Below are 17,864 nucleotides of genomic sequence, written 5' to 3' on the forward strand. Positions count from 1 at the left end.
GCGGCGCGACGAGCTGGTGGCGCGCTTCCAGTCCGGAGACGGGCCGCCGATCTTCCTGCTGTCGCTGAAGGCCGGTGGCACCGGGCTGAACCTCACCGCCGCCAACCACGTGGTGCACCTGGACCGGTGGTGGAACCCGGCAGTGGAGAACCAGGCCACCGACCGCGCGTTCCGCATCGGTCAGAAGCGCACCGTGCAGGTGCGCAAGTTCATCTGCACCGGCACTCTCGAGGAGAAGATCGACGAGATGATCGAGGAGAAGAAGGCCCTCGCCGATCTCGTCGTCACCGACGGCGAGGGCTGGCTGACCGAACTGTCCACACGCGACCTCCGCCGCCTGTTCACCCTGTCCGAGGGAGCCGTCGGTGAATGACTGGTACCCGCCGCCAGCTCGCCCCCGCCCGGTCGAAGGCGGCCTGCGGGCCCGCAGCACCCGCGGCGCGATCGGCCAGACCTGGTGGTCGGAGCGGTTCATCGAGGTGCTGGAGGACATCGGCATCGGCAACCGCCTCCAGCGCGGCCGAACCTACGCCCGCCAGGGCCAGGTGATCTCCCTTGACGTGGACGCCGGCTCGGTCACCGCGAGAGTGCAGGGCAGCCGTCCCCGCCCGTACCGCGTCCGCATCGGAATCCCCGCGTTCGGCAAGGCCGAGTGGGCGCAGGCTGAACGCGACCTGGCCGGCGACGCCTGGTACACGGCCAAGCTGCTCGCCGGCGAGATGCCCGAGGACATCGAGGGCGTCTTCACCGCCCTGGGTCTGTCCCTGTTCCCGGCCACCGCCCGCGAGCTGTCCCTGGACTGCTCCTGCCCCGACCAGGCGGTACCGTGCAAACACCTCGCCGCCACGTTCTACCTGCTCGCCGAATCCTTCGACGACGACCCGTTCGCCATCCTCGCCTGGCGCGGCCGCGAACGCGACGACCTGCTCGCCAACCTTCAGGCCGCCCGCACCGCCGGCCCGCCGGCCGCCGACCGCGCCGAGGCCACCAGTCGCCCGCTCGCCGACTGCCTGGACACCTACTTCACCCCGCAGACCGAGATCCGCCGGCCCGCCCCACCGGCGACCCCGCCAACGGCCTTGCTCGACCAACTCCCCGAGACCGGCGTCACCGTGCGCGGCCGCCTGCTGACCGACCTGCTCAGACCCGCCTATGCGGCGCTGGGGTGATGACGCCGCTCAGGGCAGATCCGGGTCGTGCTGCTCGGTGAGGTACCGCGTGGCCGTGTCGTCATCGATGAGCGAGTTGTCGGCCAGCCACTCGACCGCGCGGCGACGGGCGCGGGAGTCGCGGAAGGCGTACCAGACCGGCAGCAGGTCCGGATACTGCTCGTGCAGCTCGTCTTTGAACCGGCGGAAGGCGCCCCTTCCCTGGATCGCCCGGGTGAGCCGCCGCCCGGCGCGCTCGTCGCTGACGAGTTCGGCGAAGTCGGCCATGTCCTGGTACCAGATGTGCGATGGCAGCGGATCGATGCGCAGCTCGTCCAACTCGTCGAGGTCAACTGGTGTCTGCCCGTCGATGCCCGTGTCGGATGTCCAGAACACGATCTCCCCGGAAGCCGGGTTGATCAGCCACCGGTGCTCGTAGTCGGTCTGGTCTGCCAGCGCCTGTGCGATCTCGTCCAGGTCAAGCCGGCTCAGATCCAGCATCGGACCACCATAGTCCCTGGTCAGGCTCAGCCGAGCCGCGTCCCTGTTGAAGACTCCAACCGAAGTGCTGCGCGCGACGTTGTGGGTTGATCGCGCAAGCATTGTCTACCCGGAAGTTCCAGCGAAATGCTGACTAACTTGAGCGGTCATGTTAGCTTTTTGGCCGTACGCGCTCGACGCCTGTCCGCGAGGGGGAGCGATGACCTGGCAACTGGTTCTCGCCGGCTTCCTCATCGCGTTCGTCATCGGGTTGACCGGGATGGGTGGCGGGGCGCTGATGACACCCGTGCTGGTGCTGTTCTTCGGGGTCGCGCCGCTGGCCGCGGTGTCCAGCGATCTGGTGGCGTCCCTGGTGATGAAGCCGGTGGCCGCCGTGGTGCACCTCCGCCGTGGCACGGTGCGGCTGCCGCTGGTCCGGTTGCTCTGCTACGGGTCGGTGCCGGCGGCGTTCTGCTCCGCCTTCGCGTTGAGCCGCATCGACGACCAGGTTTCGGCACAGTCGTTCCTGCGCACCGCGCTGGGGGTGGCGCTGCTGCTCGCGGTGGCCGCCATGGTGGCGCGCATGATCATGAACCAGCGCGGCCGGTTCGAGCCGGCGGGCACGCTGCGGCCGCGGCCGGTGGTCACCGTCCTCATCGGTGTGGCCGGCGGGGTGATCGTCGGCCTCACGTCGGTCGGGTCGGGCTCGCTGATCATCGCAGCGCTCTCGCTGCTCTACCCGGGTCTGCGGGCGGCCGGGTTGGTGGGAACCGATCTCGTGCAGGCCATCCCGCTGGTGGGCTCGGCGGCGCTGGGTCACCTGCTGTTCGGTGACGTGCGCTTCGACCTGACCGCGGCGATTCTTCTCGGTGCGCTTCCCGGTGTCTTCCTCGGTGCCCGGCTGTCCTCGACCGAGCGCTTCGGGATGATCCGGCCGGTGCTGCTCATCGTGCTCGTCGCCTCGGGGCTGGCGCTGCTGCGCGCGTCGAACCTGGTCGTGCTGGGCGTGGTGGCCGGATCGGTCGTGCTGGCCGTGCTGGCCTGGCTGGTGCAGCGCCAGAATGGGCGCCGGGCGAATCTCGGCGAAGGTTGACAGTACGAGAATTCTCTCCGATTCGGCCGTTCGGCCGAATCACGCCGGTGCGGCCACCGATGGTGACCGACGTTGGGTAAGCAGACAATCACGTTGAGCGTTGTTGATTCTTCTGCTTCTCAGGGTGTGGGCATTTGACGTACAGTCCACCACAGTCAGGTTGAGAGGCATAACAGCCCGGTAGGACACAGACTCCGTTGAGGCTGCGAATTTTGTGGGGGCCCAGGCACATGATGGTCGTGGAGCGGCTCCGGTGACCGAGGTCCGCGAGCCGACGAATCTCAGCGAGCAGAGGCAGCCGGGTGGCCGAGCCGGGCTCACCATGCTGCTGGTCGCCCTCGCCCTGTTCACCGTGGGCGAGATGGTGATCATCGTGACCATTCCCTGGCTCGTGCTCACCACCACCGGCAGTCCGGCCAAAATGGGCGTGGTCGCCGCGGCCGGGACGGTGCCGTTCCTGTTCACCAGCGTGTTCGCCACACCGGCCGCCGACCGGCTCGGTATGCACGCCACGGTCGTCGTCACCAGCCTGGGCGCCGCGCTGGCCATGACGGTGGTCGCCATCGTCCCGGACGTCAACTTCGGTGTGCTGCTGGCCATGGTGGCGGTGAACGGCGGGTTGAACGGCGTCGGTGGCCGCGCGCAACACGTACTGCTGCGCCCGATGGGTGAAGCCGCCGGTATGCCCATGATCCGGGTGACCGCCGTCTACGACGGGCTGAACAATGCCGCGTCGCTGACCGCCGCCCCGCTGGGTGGCCTGCTCATCTACTGGCTCGGTGCGCAGGGCGCCATCTGGGCGGTCGCGGCGGCGATGGGGGCGTGCGGGCTGATCGTGGCCACATCGGTCCGGCCGCCGAAAGGCACCCTGCCGGACAGCAGGGCCGCCGCGAGCGAACCGTATCTGGCCGCGTTGCGCCGGGGTGCCCGGCACGTGTGGGCCGACCAGCTGCTGTTCGGGATGACGCTCATGGTCATGCTGGTCAACGTGTTCAGCGTGGCGAACTCCGCGGTATTCGTGCCGTTGTGGGTGTCCGACGTGTACGGCGCGGCACCGGCCGTCGGAATCATTCTCGGCACGTACTCGGTGGGCGTGGTGCTGGGCAACGCCATCTTCACCGCGGTGGCGACCAGGTTGCCGCAGTACCTGACGTTCATCGTCAGCATCCTGTTGTGCTGTGCGCCCCGCCAGCTCATTCTCGGGATCACCAACGAACTCGTGTACGTGATTGTGCTGACGTTCGTGTCCGGGATGGCGGGGGCCGCCATTCGCCCGATACTCGGCGCGATGCTCTACAAGCGAGTCCCGGTCGAGCTGCAGAACCGGGTATTCGGGCTGGTTGCCGCGGTGTGCCGGTCCGGACTGGTCGTGGGCGGGGTTCTCGCCGGATGGCTGGTCGCTGGACTCGGCCTGCACCAGGCGATACTCATTTCCGGCATCGCGTGTCTGCTGGTGACCATCGTTCCGCTACTGCGCTACCGGCCCAGCGTGCATGGCAAGCTGCTCGCCGACGAGCCGGCTGCCGAGACGCACTGACCCTGGGACACTCTAGATCCTGACGGTGGGCCGCTCGTCCGCCGCGCGTGAGCTGTCCGCATGCTCGGCGGTGTACCTGGCCCGCAGCTGGTTGAGGTTCGTCTTGCCGCTACCGGTCCGCGGCAGCGCGTCGATGAACTCGAACGCGCGGGGCGTCCAGGTTCGGCTGAGCTTGCTGGCGACCAGATCGCCGAGCTCCTTCGCGGTGACCGTCGCGCCCTCGGTCAGCACGACGTAGGCGTGTGCGACCTCGCCGCGGTCGGGGTCCGGCACGCCGATCACCGCGGCCTCCCGTACCTCGGGGTGCGTGGCCAGGACGTCCTCGATCGGCCGGGGGAAGATGTGGATGCTGCCGGAGCCGGTGATGATCATGTCGCTGGCCCGGCCGGTGAGGTGGATGTAGCCCTCCTCGTCGACGTGGCCGACGTCGCGGGTACGCAGCCAGCCGTCCACCAGGGTTTCCGCGGTCAACTCCGGCATCCCCAGATAGCCGGCGAAGTTGAGCTTGGTGGCCACCCACAGCTCGCCGTTCTCGCCCGGTGGCAGCACCGTGCCGTCCTCGCCGCGGATCTGCAGCCGCACGTCGCCGTAGATGGTGCCGCACGACCGCAGCCGGTCCGGCCGCTCGGGATCCTCGTTGATGTTGGGAAACGCCGAGATGAACGGGGATTCCGACAGCCCGTAGGTGATGCGGATGACCGGTCCGAAGCGCTCGATGCCCTGCCGCAGCCGGGCGGGGGTGACCGCCGCGCTGCCGATGCTGAGGGTGTGCAGGCTCGAGCAGTCGTATCTCTTCGAGTCCGGATGGTCGAGCAGGTCCTGGAACATCAGCGGTGAGACATACGCGGAATTGATCCGCTCCCGTTCGATGATGCCGAGAAACTCCCGGGCACCGAGGAAGCGCATGATGACGAGGGTGGATCCGGTGAACAGGTACAGAAATGCCGAGGTCTGCCCGGAGACGATCCACAGCGGAGTGACCGTCAGGTGGCGGTAGCGTGGTTCGCCGGCGGCGACGATCCGCTCGGCGAGGGTGAGGACCTGCTCGTAGAGGTTTGCCGTGTGCAGCAGTGGTTTCGGTATTCCGGTGGTGCCGCTGGTCTGGAACACCGACTCCGGCGCGCCGGTCGCGGCGTCCATATCGAACGGTAGGGAGCCGGCGGGGCGAGCGGCGAGCACGTCCGGTCCCGCGCCGCCCGGGCCGAGGCAGAACGCCGGCACACCAAGGCTTTCTGTGTGCTTGCGGCCCCGCTGGCCGTGGCTGCGCGCGTCGTAGACGAAGGCCTCCGGTCGCACCTTGGCGAGGTAGGCGTCCTGCTCGGCAGGTGTGCCGCTGTTGGAGATCCACGCGGTCCGGCAACCGAGCAGGTGCAACGCCAACTGCAGCATCGGCGCCTCGATCGGATGGCCGACCAGTACCGCGACCGTCGCGCCGGGACGCAGACCGTGCTCCGCGACGTTCGCGGCGATGTCCAGCACGCCGGCGCGCAGTTCGGCGAAGGTGAGTCGCCGGTCGCCGGCGACGATTGCCTCCCGGTCGGCGTATCCGGCGAACAGTTCCAGCGCCTTGCGCACATAGTTCGGCCGCACGTCCGGCTTTGCTGCCATCACGTCCCCCACACAATTCGCTACCACGAGTTACCAAGTTCGTTTCGCCCGAATAGTTGCGGCGACGGTGGACTTTACCTCCGCCGCTCGGACGGTGGTGGGTATATTGAGCAACCGCACAGCACCCGGATGACGTAGGCCGAATGGGGTAATGAGTTCGTCTGTTCGCGTGAGCGTGAGACGGCTGGACCCACGCCGGTTTGGCGGGTAGCGTGCACGCCGCCAAGGGGTAATGGGCTGGGGTTGGCCGGACGCCAGGGACCTTGTAGGAGGGGCACGTGCTTCGGGTGTTTTATGCAAGGCATCGAGCGGCGTCGATGTGGTCCAGAGCAATCATGACGGACATGGCGGCGACGCTCGGCCTGCGGTTCCAGATCTACTACCACCATGACCAGTGGGCGGAGCACGGCACACTTGGCGACGCGGTGGCGGCTCTGCGGCCGGATTTCCTGATGCTGACCAACGCCCGGCAGATGGATGTCGACACGTTGCCGGAATCGCGTGCTGTGCACCTGTTCCGAGACCCGCGGGACATGGTGGTGTCCGGCTACTTCAGCCATCGCAACTCCCATCCGATCGAAGTGGACGGGGTGATCTGGAAGGAGCTGATACGGCATCGAATCAACCTGCTCAAGATGGACAAAGATGCCGGAATGGCGGCTGAGGTCGAGTTCAGTGGGTACTTCCTCGATCACTTGTTGTCGTGGAACTACGACGCTCCGAACACCCTCGCCGTTCGGATGGAGGATCTGGTCAGCGACTCGGTCGGGCAGTGGCGGCGCGCGCTCGCGCACTGGCAGGTGCTCGACCAGCTACCCGACGGCTATCTTGACGAGTTGCTGCGGACCTACACCTTCGACCAGCTGGCCGGTGGGGGAAGGAAGATCGGCCAGGAGGACGAGACCAGCCACTATCGCAAGGGAATCCCCGGCGACTGGCGCAACCACCTCACCGACGAGCACCTCACGCTCTTCCGCAAGCGCTACGGCGATCTCGTGGAACGCCTGGGCTACGCCTGGTAACGCGGCCGACAGTCACCGGGATCGCGGCGACTCCATTTTCTCGCTCCGCAGTTCCTGTACGGCCTGCCACAGCGTGCCGGCAGTGGCGAAAGTGACACTGGAGAAATACTCGTCGGCGAAGGTCACGCCGTATTCCGCCTCCAGCGCCATGACCAGACTGATCAATTGAACCGAGTCGAGCCCAGCCGCGGCGAGGTCGGTATCCGATTCGACGGCGGCCCCTTCCGGGAGCTCTGGCAGGTGCTCCCTCAGCAGGGCCGGATACCGCTCATCCCAGTCACTCATCGTGTGAGGTCCTCCACGCTCCGCATTGAATCCGCGCTCAAAGTTGATACTACCGGCGCAATAGCACCCGGCGGCGGGGCGCAATCGCATGATCGTGGGCCCCGCCGCCGGGTGATCACACCACACGGCGCTCGTCAGTGCTCACGCACCAAGAGCACTGCATTCGAGGGTATCTCGTTCTCGCTCAAGAAACTGATTCACGATACGGACACGATATACCTCCTTTTCGGCTCGAGGAACCGGTGATTACCGTGCCGCACGCGGCGGGCAACAACTGCGATTAGCACTGGCATCCCCATGGTCCTCCCAGTACCGCTCTTTTCGCCGATTCGGAGCGTGTGCGACGCGAAGAGCAACAAAATAGTAAGTATCAGCGACGGTGGCCGTCAATGATAGATGTGACAGCATCGGTACAGGTGTGACGTGGATCACTTCAGTGGAAGTAAGCGCTACCGGCCAATGCGTTCAGCACATGACCGATTGCTCTGTGTCATATCGGTGGAGTAATAGCCGAAAGCTGGCAAAATCAGCCGAACCTGATTCGGGCCGCTGCTACGGTGAGCCAACCGGCAAGGAGGGCCGATGACAGTGATCGGCAGAACGAGGCTGACCTTTGGCCAGCTTTCCGTGTGGCGTTCGATGGAACGTTGGACACGGGAGCAAATGGGCGGGGCCAACCTCCGACAGGTATGGCCGCTGCCGGACGGGGTCACCGTCGCCGACGTGCGGGGTGCGCTCGAGGCGCTGGAGGAGCGGCACGAGGGGATGCGTACCCGCTACCAGCTCGACCCCGGCCACGATCTCGCACAGCTGGTGTGGGCACCGGAGCCGGTCGGGTTCGACGTGCGGGAAGGTGGGGCGGACGCCACGGCGCTCGCCGGTCAGGTGAGCGCGGAGCTTGGCGACGAGCCGTTCGCTCTGGCCGTGGACAAGCCGTGGCGGGCGAGGTTGATCACCTCTGCCGGCCAGCCGGCGTTCCTTGCGGTGTCGGTGCATCACATCACCGCGGACGGCTGGTCGATGCTGCAACTGGGCACGGAGTTCCTTGACCTCCTCGCGGGAAAGGATCTCGGCGAGCCGGCGCCGACGTGCCGCGAGCTTGCCGAGGAGCAGCACTCCGACGCCTGGGCGGACCGCCGGACAGCCGCCGTCGAGTACTGGCGCCGGGTGGTGGCCGAGGTGCCGGATCCGCCGGCTCAGTTGTCCGCGGACGCCCGGACCCGCTGGGCGACGCTCCGCTCGGCGGCCTTGTCGCGCCATGCTCAGCTGCTCGCCGGGCAGGTCGGGGTCCCGCTGCCCAGCGTGGTGTTCGCGGCCTACGCCGCGGCGATGCGCACCCGGACCGGTCCCGACGCCCACCTCGTCGCCGTGTTCGCCGGTAACCGCCTTGAGCCCAGATGGCGCAACCTGGTCACCTCGATGAACCAGATCGTGCCGGTGGTGGCCCGCTGCGTCGACGGGGAGGATCTGCCGGCCGGTGCGCGCCGCCAGCATTGGGAGTTGGTGCGGTCGCTGCGGCACGGAATCTTTGACGTGGACGCGGTCACCGACGCGGTGCGCGAATACGGAAAGAATGGTTCCGGCCCTGGGTTCCGCTATTTCTACAATTTCCGCGACATGGCGCAGGCGGCCATTTTGCCGGTGACCGCCGGTGACTCCGCGGAAAGTGACTGGACTGTTGAGACCTCGTTGTCGGAACGCAATAATCAGAATCCATTCTATCTGCGTGCGCATGCCGGCGAGGAGCTCATGCTCTCCCTGCAGGAGACATCCCCGGCCGGCGACTTCGAGCCGATGAGGCGCTTCGTGATCACCATGGCCGAGCAGTTGCGAGACGCGGCGACGGCCGGGGGCGCCGGGTAGCCGGTCAGTCCTGCGCCGCCAGCCCGTTCTCGGATGGGTGGCGACCCTTCACAGCCAGCCGGAGCGGGCGAGTTGCCAGCCCAGTTGGAGGCGGGTGCGGACGTTCGCGGTGTCCATGAGGGTGCGGACGCGGCGTTGGACGGTGCGCATGGAGAGTTGGAGTTGGGTGGCGATGGAGCGGTCGGTGAGGCCGGCCAGGAGCAGGGTGACGATCTTCTGGTCCAGGTCGGCCAGAGCGCGGTCGGGGTCTGTCGTGGAGAGGTCGGCGCGCATGGGGAGAGCGTGAGTCCAGATTGCTTCGAAGAGTGAGACCAGGGCGTGCAGTAGGCCGCTGCGGTGGATGATGATGGCGGCTGGGGGCGCGGCCGGGTCGCTGGTGAGGGGGAGCATGGCGAGGGTTCGGTCGGCGATGGCGAGTTTGGTGGGGACCTGTTCGACGACGCGGACCTCTTCTCCGGATCGGATCGCGGAGGTGGCGTCGGCGCTGGCGCCGGGTTGCTCGAGGATGGCTCGTTCGATGATGACGCGGTAGCGGACGCCTCGGCGCACGCCTTCCTCTTCGGCGGGTGAGTTGTCCTGGCGGGTGACCGCGACGGTTCGGGCGGTCACCATGGTGAGTAGTTCCTCGGTGGCACCTTGCTGCAGCTGGGCGAAGCGGCGGGCGAGGGTGTCCACGCCGGTGACCACCTCGACGAGGTCGCCCGCGGTTCGGGCGCCGGCGGCGGTGCGGTAGCGCTCGGTCAGTGCGAGCAGCTCGAGCTCGGCGCGGCGCAGTTCGTCGCGTTGGCGGGTGATGAGCGGGCCGAGGGAGATGGCTGGGGAGGCCGCGACGAACCGGGTGCGGGTGCCGCCGGCCCGGCCGACCAGGCCGCGTTCTTCCAGTCCGGCCAGGCAGCCGCGGACGGTATCGGTCGGGCGCCGCAGCGTGCGGGCCAGGTCGGCGGCCGTGGCGGACGGCCGGTCGACCAGCGAGCGGTACACCGTTTCCTCGTCGGGGTTCAGGCCCAGGGCGCTCAGCTCGGTCACGGTGGCGAGTATTTGCCATGGCGTAAATACGACGCAAGTCGCCAGTGATGCGAATGTCGTTCACATGTCAGGGTGTGCGCCATGCGTCCCCTCCGCCCCGCCGGCTTGGCGGCGACGATCCTCGCCGCCCTCCCGCTGGCGGCCGCGGCCGGAGCCCCGTTCGCCGTCGCCGCGCCGGTACCCCCCGCCGGCGCGCACGGTGATCCCGGCCGCGCCGCCAGCATCACCCTGATCACCGGCGACCGCGCGGTGGTCACGCCGACGGCGACCGGCCGGTCTTCTGTCGCGTTTCTGCCGGCCGGCACCAACCGGGGCTTTTCCACCCGCACGGTCGGCAGGGACGTCTACGTCATCCCGGACGCCGCGGTGCCGCTGCTGCGCGCCGGCCGGCTGGACGACGAGCTGTTCGACGTGACGAAGCTCGTCGAGGCCGGATACGACGACGCGCACCGGGACACGATCCCGGTCATCGCGACGTACGCGGGCGGCGCGGTGCCGGCGGCCAGGGACGCGGGGGTCCGGCCGCTCCCGTCGATCGGCGGCGCGGCGCTGCGGCCCAGGAAGTCGGACGCCGCGGCGTTCTGGGCGGATCTGGTGGCGCCGAAGGCCCGCGGCGCCGGCATCGACAAGCTCTGGCTGGACCGGCCGGTGCGCGGGGACCTGGACCGCAGCGTGGCCCAGATCGGCGCGCCGCAGGCCTGGGCACAGGGCTATGACGGCGCCGGGGTGACGGTGGCCGTGCTCGACTCCGGCTACGACCCGAACCACCCCGACCTGCGGGGCCGGGTGGCGCGGGCGGAGAACTTCACCGACGGCGAGAACGCCTACGACCAGGCCGGCCACGGCACCCATGTGGCGTCGACGATCGCCGGCACGGGTGCCGCGTCGAACGGCCTGCGCAAAGGGGTCGCCCCGGTGCGAACCTGCTCGTCGGCCGGGTGCTGGACGCCTGGGGCAACGGCCAGGAGTCGTGGGTGATCGCCGGCATGGAGTGGGCCGTGGCGCAGGGCGCCGCCGTGGTCAACCTGAGCCTCGGCGGGCCGGCCGAGCCGGGCTGCGACGATCCGGTCGGCCAGGCCGCGGAGCGCCTCGCCGCGCAGTCGACCACGCTCTTCGTCGTCGCGGCCGGCAACAGCGGCCTGCGTGAGTCGGTCAGCTCGCCCGCCTGCGCCGAGGGCGTGCTCACCGTCGGCGCGGTCGACCGGGACCTGGCCACCGCGAGCTTCTCCAGCCGCGGCCCGGTCACCGGCGACCACCGGTTGAAGCCGGAGATCGCGGCCCCCGGCGTGGGCATCATGGCCGCCGCCCTCGGCAGCTACGGCGACGTCGCGTACCAGGCGATGTCCGGCACCTCGATGGCGACGCCGCACGTGGCCGGCGCGGCCGCAATCCTGGCCCGGCGGCACCCGGACTGGACCGCCGCCCAGCGCCGCGCGGCGCTCGTCTCCGCGGTCCGGCCGGGCAACACGGCCAGCGTGTACGAGCAGGGCGCCGGCTTTCTCGACGTGCCGCGCGCGGTGCGGCAGGCGGTGCTCGGGCCGGGCTCGGTCGACCTGGGCAGCCTGCCCTGGCCGCATTCCGGCCAGCTGGCGAAGCCGGTCGCCTACACGAACGCCGGCGACCAGCCCGTGACACTCCACTTAGAACTGTCTACTAAGGACAAATGAGTGCGGCTCGACCGGCGCACGCTCGTCGTTCCCGCTCACGGCACCGCCAGCACGACGCTGTCGGTGGATCCGAAGGGCAGAGTCGGCGGCGGCGAGCACGGCGGCCGCGTGCTGGCGACGGCCGGGGACACCACGGTCACCACGCCGTTCGGCTACTGGCTGGAGCCGGAAATGGTCGACCTGACCGTCACCGTGATCGACCGCGCCGGCGACCCGGCCCGGGGCCGCAGCTTCCTCGATGTCGTGAACATGGACGTCGCCGCCGGCGAGCGGCGATGCCTGGACGGCACGGCCGTCCCCCTGCGCCTGGCGGCGGGCACCTACTCCGTCGCGGCGCTGATCGGCACCCCGGACAGGGGCGGCGAGGAGTGGGGTCCGCAGACCTCGCTCACGTTCGCCGGAGCGCCCGAGCTGACCCTCGACCGGGACACGACTCTGGTGCTGGACGCACGCCAGGGCGTCCAGCACCAGACCCGGGGCGGCGCGCGGCCGCTCGACGTCACGAGCGGCGTGGTGTCCTACGGCCGAACCTGGGACCGGTTCGTCATGGCCGGCAGCCTGACCGCCGACGAATATGTGGACGCCTACTACGCCGTGCCCAGCAAGGACGTGCAGCTGGGGTCCGGGGGCTTGCCCCCAGTTGAGCACGGCACGTTCGAGCTGGACACGTTGTGGCGGGCGGGTGCGAAAGCGTTGGCGCTGACGGCGAACGGCCGGCCGGTCCCGACCGAGCTGGTCGGCAACGCCGCCCGGCTCGACGGCTCCGGCAGCGCGGGCCTGGTCGACCTCGGCACCGGGAAGCTCGAGGAGATCACGGCCCGGCTGCCGGAGGCGGCCGGCAGGGTGGCTCTGGTCCGGGTCGCCGAGCGCTGGGACGTCGCGCCGATCCTCGAAGCCGCAAGGGATTCGGGCGCCGTGGCGATCCTGTTCGACTGGGCGCAACCCGGCCGGATGCAGGTCGGCTCGTTCCGCGGGGTGCAGTCCGGCGTGCCGGGTGTGCTGCTGACCGCCGAGAGCGGGGACGCACTGCGTGCCCAGCGGGCCGCGGGCCCGGTCCGGCTCGCCTGGCAGGCGACCGCGGCCAGCCCGTACCTGTACAACCTGGCGTTCCGCAACGAGCGGTCCGTCCCGCAGGTGCAGACCCACGACGTGGCCGACCGGCGCCTCGCGTCGGTGGACGAGCGGTGGTACGCCCAGCGCGAGGCCGGCTACTTCTACGAGCTGATGAACGCGGACCGGCCGTACGGTGAGGTCTACTTTCCTTTGGTGGAGCGGTTGCGGGCGCCGATGCACCGGACCACGTGGTACCCGCCGGATCTCGGCTGGCGCCAGCTCGGCACCAGCGCGGTCGTGTGGGCCGAGGTGCTCGCGGACGTGCCGCACACCTACCGGGCCGGCCAGCGGGGCGACGTGACGTGGTACCGGCAGCCGGTGCCGTCCGGGCTCCTGCGCAATCACGACACCGGTGCCGGGCTCACGATGGCCGAGCGCCAGGCCAATCTGATCGGGGCCGCGTTCGAGAACTACCGGGACTCCTACGGGCACTACACCGCCGCCACCGATTTCCTCGACGCGGGCAACGTGGAGTTGTTCCGCGGCGGCGAGTCGCTCGGGTCGCCCGGGTGGCTGGCCGGCCAGTGAGTCGTGCCCGCCGAGCCGGCCGGCTACCGGCTGGAGGTGTCCACGGAGAAATGGGACGCCGGGTCGTTCAACGCGCCGAACTGGCGGATGTCGACGCGGACGCGAACGTCGTTCCGGTTCCGGTCCGGCCGGGCCGCCGCGGACGAGACGACGACCGCGCTGCCCCTGCTGATCCCGTCCTACGCGGTCGATCTCGACGAGTACAACCTGGCTCCGGCAAGGGCGGCATTCGAGATCGGGATCACCGGGCAGGGGCAGCCCGGCTACGACGCGGGCCGGATCACCTCGGCGCGCGCGTGGGTGAGCTACGACGGCGGCGTCACCTGGCTCCCGGCGCCGGTGTCGGCCCGGGGTCCCGGGTTCGCGGCCACCGTCGACAACCGGCCGGCCGCGGGCAACGGCGTGTCCATCCGGGTCGAGCTGACCGATGACCATGGCGCCGCGGTGACCCAGACAATCATGAATGCGTACGGGGTACGGTAGGTCGCGCTCGGTTCAGCCATTCGGAGGATTGACTGCGCACCTTCGACGCGCTTGCCGCATTACGCGAGGCGGGGACGGGGTCGGGTCCCGGCGGCAGGCACCTGACGGGATGTCCCGTCTCCCCAATCACCTTCGGCCGGCAATGGATGACAATTCAATTCCCTTGAGTGCCGGGTGCGGGTCACCTCCGCACTTGAGTAATTGCGGGATCTCAGTGCGGGTAATAGTATGTGACGAAGCACACGATCGGCTCGAAGAATGGCGTCGTGGAGGATGCCCGTGAGCACCACAATGGACATTTCAGCTACGCTGAGCCACGACGGTCTTTCCCAGGAACAGCAGTGGTTTTTCGCCGAACATGGCTGGGTGCTGCTCGAGCGGGTCATCGATTCCGGGCTGTGCCGGGCGGCCCGCGAGGCGACCGAGAACATGCTCGATCGGGTGACCTGCGGCACCACCACGGATCCGACGGACCGCGGAAACACCCGGGCCCTGCGGGACGCGCATCAGCTGGAGCCGGCGTTCTACGAGCTGTACCGGATCCCCGGCCTGCTCGCGGCCGCCCGCCAGCTCATCGGGCACCAGAAGATCCGCTGCGTGCAGTCCTTCACGGCGATGACGGATCCCGACCAGGACCGCCACACCCGGCCCGACCTGGTCGGCGACCGCCGCAGTTGGGGCTGGCATCGCAGTTTCTGCCCCCGGGACATCATCAGGCCGCATCCCACCGATCCGGAGCTGATCAACTCGGCGATGATCGCCATCGGGATGTACTTCGTGCCGATCGCGCCCGAGCACGGTATGACCGCTCTGTTCGACACCTCGCACCGGTACGAGGGCGGCTGGTCCGAGTCCCACCAGATCTACGACGAGGTCGGGGATCGCCTGGACTTCGTGCAGCCGGCGGCCGGCATGGGCAGCATCGTCATGTTCTCCGAGGCGACATTGCATTCGCCCGCGCCGGTGCTTTCGGAGCAGCGCCGGTTCGCGCACTTCGCCTTCCTCGCGGTGCCGTGGTTCAACCGGAACGGCCACGAGCCATATCTGCACGCGTACCTCGCCGACGACGATCTGCGCGAGCTCTTCGCGCCCTGCCTGGCCTACGACCCCGCGTACGACTGAGCCGACCAGCCGTCAAAGGATTATCAACACGCGAAGTTGTGAAATGACAGAAACGCACCGGGAGTCACCACCCAGTCCGGACGTCAAAACCGACGACGCCATTCCGCCGTTACGGCACAACCGCAACTGCCGCCGGCTCTGGCTCAGCCAGGCCGTGGCGTTGTTCGGTGATGAGATCTTCGAGTACACGATCGTGCTCTGGCTCGGCCTCGCGACCGTCCAGGGCAACCTGTCGTGGGGCCCGGTCGCGACGGCCGGCGCCCTGGCCGCCCGGATGGTCCCGGTGCTGCTGTTCAGCCTGATCGGTGGGGTGTACTCGGACCGGCTGGACCGCCGCCGGGTCATGATGGCGATGGACGCGGTCCGCGGCGTGCTGGTGGCCGGGCTCGCGGTGTTCCTGATGCTGGGGGCCGGCCTTCCGGTCGCGCTGCGGCTGTCGGTGATCTATGCGGTGATCGGCCTGGCCGTGGTGGCCGCGCAGTTCTTCAACCCGGCCCGGTACGGCCTGCTGGCCGTGGTCGTGGCCGACCGGGACCGGGAGCGCATGGCCAGCATCCTCGCCGGCACCTCGGCCCTGGCCTCGATCATCGGTCCCGCGGTCGCCGCGGTCGTGGTGGTGTGGGCCGAGGTGCAGTGGTCGCTGCTGGTCATCGCGGCCGGATACGCGCTGTCCTTCGCCGCCGTGGCGAGGGTTCGGGTGCCGGCGGTGGTGGCCGGCCGGGTGCAGGCGGCCAGGCGGCGTCCGGCCCAGGTTTGGAAGTCGCTGACGGCGGGGCTGAGGTTCGTCGCCGGCAACCGGGTTCTCCGCGTCATGCTGACCACCACGATCATCTCGGAGATCGGCGTCATCACGCTGGCCACGCTCGAGATCTTCTTCGTCATCCGCAACCTGCACGCCCCGGTGGAGGTGTACGGGCTGCTCGGCGCCGCGTTCGGCATCGGGTCGGTGACGGGTGCCATGCTCGCCGCGGCGTTCGCCCCGCGGTTGCGCGCGACGGCGACCTACTCCTACGGGTTCGTGCTGCTCGGTGTCCTGTTCATGGTGTACTCGCGGATGACGGCCCCGGTCGGCGCGATCATCGTGCTGTTCCTCCTCGGCCTCCCGGTGGCCGCGGTCGACTCCATGGTCGGCCCGCTCGTCATGCGCTCGGCGCCCGAGGAGTTCATGGGCCGGGTCAGCGCGGTCATGCAGCTGGCCAACCGGCTCGCCGCGCTGCTGTCGCTGTCCGCGGCCGCCTGGCTCGCCACGACGGTACTGAGCGGGCTGGACGCCAGCGTCGCAGGTGTCCACTTCGGACCGATCGACACCATCCTCCTGGCCGGAGGGTTCATCATCGCGCTGACCGGGATCTGGGCCGGCCGAGCGCTCCGCAACTGGCGAAACAGTGAATAGGAGGCGGTTAGGCGTGCGCGTGATGATCGCGACCGGTGGCGGGACACCCCTGATCAATCCGCTGGTGCCCCTGGCGTGGGCCTTCCGGGTGACCGGGCACGACGTGCGCCTGGTCGGCAAGCCGCACCTGGGCCCGGCTCTGACGGACACCGCGCTGCCCGTGGTCACCCTCGGCCGCCCGCCGGACCCCAAGGCCATGGCCGGGTTGCGCGGAAGCTCCTTCTACGACGACGACCGGCCCTGGCCGAAGGACTGGCCGGCGCACCCCGACGCACTCGAACCCTGGCAACGCGACGTCGTGTACGAGCTCCGCCGCTACACCCTCGCGGTGGCCGCCGGCATGGCCGACGACCTGGTTGCCTTCGCCCGCCAGTGGCGCCCCGACCTGATCCTCTACGAGCCGCTCGCCCTCTCGGTCACCGCGGCGCCCGACGTGTGCTGCGTCCTCACCGCGCACGGTACGCAGGACGTGTGGCGGATGGACCATGACCTCGACGGAAATCCGTTGCCCGAATACGTCGAGCTGCTCGCCCGTTTCGGTGCCGAGCCGCCGACCGGGCTACCGCACTATGTGGACACGATGCCGCCGAGCATGTACATCGGCGGCGAGCGGCCCTGCGCCACCATGCGCTGGGTGGTGTTCAACGGCAAGGGCGTGGCGCCGGACAGCCTGCCCGAACCGCGGCGGCGCCCCCGAGTCTGCGTCAGCTGGGGAATGAGCACCCCGCGGGCGCTCGGTGCGTCGGCCGTCGACCCTTACCGCGACGCCATCGCGGCCGCCCTGAAATTCGGCGCCGAAGTGCTGGTGCACGCGCCCACCGAGCAACTCGCCAATCTCGGTGCTCCGCCCGACGGGGTTCGCTACCTCGCCGAAACCCCGCTCAACCTCATCCTGCCGCATTGCGACCTCCACGTGCACCACGGCGGCCAGGGTTCCGCCATGACCGCGGCCGCCCTCGGCATCCCCCAACTCGTCATCACCCGCGATCCCATGCTCGCCGAACAGGCCGACCGCACCGTCACCCTCGGCGCCGGAATCCACTTCCGCTACCGCGAGCTGGCCGCCGACGGCGACCGCACCAACAAAGTCCACAACGCCATCGACGAACTCCTCAGCACCGACGAGTACCTCGAATCCGCCACGGACCTCCGTCAGGACATCGAACGCCAACCAGCCCCGGCCGATCTGGTCGCAACCCTTGCCACCCTGGCAACCTGAGCCGGCAGCCGCACTTCGCCACCATGTTGGCGTCTCACGTCGCCGTGTTGGCGTGCCACGTCGCTGTGTTGGCCTCTGGCGTGGGTGTGTTGGCTGGTGACGACGCCGCCGGACCCCGCCGACGGCAACCCCGACGCGCACCCGGCCAACACGACGACGCCACGGGCCAACGCAGCGACGCCACGGGCCAACATGGCGACGTCAGGGGCCAACATGGCGAACGTCACGAAGTGCCGGAGCGGGCGAGGGGGCGCCGACGCAGGAGTGGGTGCCGTAG

Annotated in this window: 15 protein-coding genes and 1 pseudogene; 12 read left to right on the forward strand and 4 right to left on the reverse strand. The window is 69.2% G+C overall.

From position 1 onward, the window contains the following. Both VGR06_RS01675 and VGR06_RS01680 read left to right on the forward strand, forming a co-directional pair. Positions 1–373: C-terminal helicase domain-containing protein (locus VGR06_RS01675; protein ID WP_327557123.1), on the forward strand; the 373-nt coding region annotated here is incomplete at its 5' end. Continuing rightward, entirely contained in the window at positions 366–1,169 is an 804-nt protein-coding gene (locus tag VGR06_RS01680) for an SWIM zinc finger family protein (protein ID WP_327557124.1), read from the forward strand. The genes VGR06_RS01675 and VGR06_RS01680, both read left to right, overlap by 8 nt. Before the next feature lie 9 nt (positions 1,170–1,178). Here the strand turns inward: VGR06_RS01680 and VGR06_RS01685 are convergent, their stop codons facing one another. Next, positions 1,179–1,649: a UPF0158 family protein gene (locus VGR06_RS01685; RefSeq protein WP_327557125.1), complete on the reverse strand. Its 471-nt coding sequence runs from the start codon at positions 1,647–1,649 to the stop codon at positions 1,179–1,181. A gap of 199 nt (positions 1,650–1,848) precedes the next feature. Between VGR06_RS01685 and VGR06_RS01690 the strand changes: the two genes are divergently transcribed. Then, positions 1,849–2,721, forward strand: coding sequence for a sulfite exporter TauE/SafE family protein (locus VGR06_RS01690; RefSeq protein ID WP_327557126.1), 873 nt, complete (start codon positions 1,849–1,851; stop codon positions 2,719–2,721). A 253-nt stretch (positions 2,722–2,974) separates the two neighbouring features. Beyond that, a complete protein-coding gene (locus VGR06_RS01695) occupies positions 2,975–4,258 on the forward strand; it encodes an MFS transporter (protein WP_327557127.1) in 1,284 nt (427 codons plus the stop codon). A gap of 12 nt (positions 4,259–4,270) precedes the next feature. Here the strand turns inward: VGR06_RS01695 and VGR06_RS01700 are convergent, their stop codons facing one another. Then, positions 4,271–5,866 carry a class I adenylate-forming enzyme family protein gene (locus VGR06_RS01700; RefSeq protein ID WP_327557128.1) on the reverse strand — a complete coding sequence of 532 codons (1,596 nt, stop codon included), beginning with the start codon at positions 5,864–5,866 and terminating at the stop codon, positions 4,271–4,273. A gap of 344 nt (positions 5,867–6,210) precedes the next feature. Between VGR06_RS01700 and VGR06_RS01705 the strand changes: the two genes are divergently transcribed. Next, positions 6,211–6,888 (forward strand): sulfotransferase domain-containing protein, encoded by a 678-nt coding sequence (locus tag VGR06_RS01705; RefSeq protein WP_327557129.1) that lies wholly within the window; start codon positions 6,211–6,213, stop codon positions 6,886–6,888. Between the two features lie 12 nt (positions 6,889–6,900). Here VGR06_RS01705 and VGR06_RS01710 read toward each other — a convergent pair whose 3' ends face one another. Then, entirely contained in the window at positions 6,901–7,173 is a 273-nt protein-coding gene (locus tag VGR06_RS01710) for a phosphopantetheine-binding protein (RefSeq protein ID WP_327557130.1), read from the reverse strand. 663 nt (positions 7,174–7,836) lie between these two features. Here VGR06_RS01710 and VGR06_RS01715 point away from each other — a divergent pair. Then, positions 7,837–9,036 carry a condensation domain-containing protein gene (locus tag VGR06_RS01715; RefSeq protein ID WP_327557131.1) on the forward strand — a complete coding sequence of 400 codons (1,200 nt, stop codon included), beginning with the start codon at positions 7,837–7,839 and terminating at the stop codon, positions 9,034–9,036. A 48-nt stretch (positions 9,037–9,084) separates the two neighbouring features. Here VGR06_RS01715 and VGR06_RS01720 read toward each other — a convergent pair whose 3' ends face one another. Next, complete coding sequence (locus VGR06_RS01720; protein WP_327557132.1) at positions 9,085–10,062, reverse strand: helix-turn-helix domain-containing protein; 978 nt, start codon at positions 10,060–10,062, stop codon at positions 9,085–9,087. A gap of 81 nt (positions 10,063–10,143) precedes the next feature. On the opposite strand from VGR06_RS01720, the pseudogene VGR06_RS01725 reads away from it, so the two are divergent. From VGR06_RS01725 to VGR06_RS01750, 6 genes and pseudogenes are all read left to right on the forward strand, one after another. Next, positions 10,144–11,729, forward strand: a pseudogene (locus VGR06_RS01725) (S8 family serine peptidase). Beyond that, positions 11,730–13,370 (forward strand): hypothetical protein, encoded by a 1,641-nt coding sequence (locus tag VGR06_RS01730; protein WP_327557133.1) that lies wholly within the window; start codon positions 11,730–11,732, stop codon positions 13,368–13,370. It begins immediately after the preceding pseudogene. A 3-nt stretch (positions 13,371–13,373) separates the two neighbouring features. After that, a complete protein-coding gene (locus VGR06_RS01735; protein WP_327557134.1) occupies positions 13,374–13,853 on the forward strand; it encodes a hypothetical protein in 480 nt (159 codons plus the stop codon). 279 nt (positions 13,854–14,132) lie between these two features. Further along, entirely contained in the window at positions 14,133–14,975 is an 843-nt protein-coding gene (locus tag VGR06_RS01740) for a phytanoyl-CoA dioxygenase family protein (RefSeq protein ID WP_327557135.1), read from the forward strand. 43 nt (positions 14,976–15,018) lie between these two features. Continuing rightward, positions 15,019–16,368: an MFS transporter gene (locus tag VGR06_RS01745; RefSeq protein ID WP_327557136.1), complete on the forward strand. Its 1,350-nt coding sequence runs from the start codon at positions 15,019–15,021 to the stop codon at positions 16,366–16,368. Positions 16,369–16,390: 22 nt separating this feature from the next. Then, complete coding sequence (locus VGR06_RS01750) at positions 16,391–17,587, forward strand: glycosyltransferase (RefSeq protein WP_327557146.1); 1,197 nt, start codon at positions 16,391–16,393, stop codon at positions 17,585–17,587. The last annotated feature ends 277 nt before the right edge of the window (positions 17,588–17,864 follow it).

Origin of the sequence: Actinophytocola sp. (genome assembly GCF_036002505.1) — a bacterium.
GTDB lineage: Bacteria > Actinomycetota > Actinomycetes > Mycobacteriales > Pseudonocardiaceae > DASYTH01.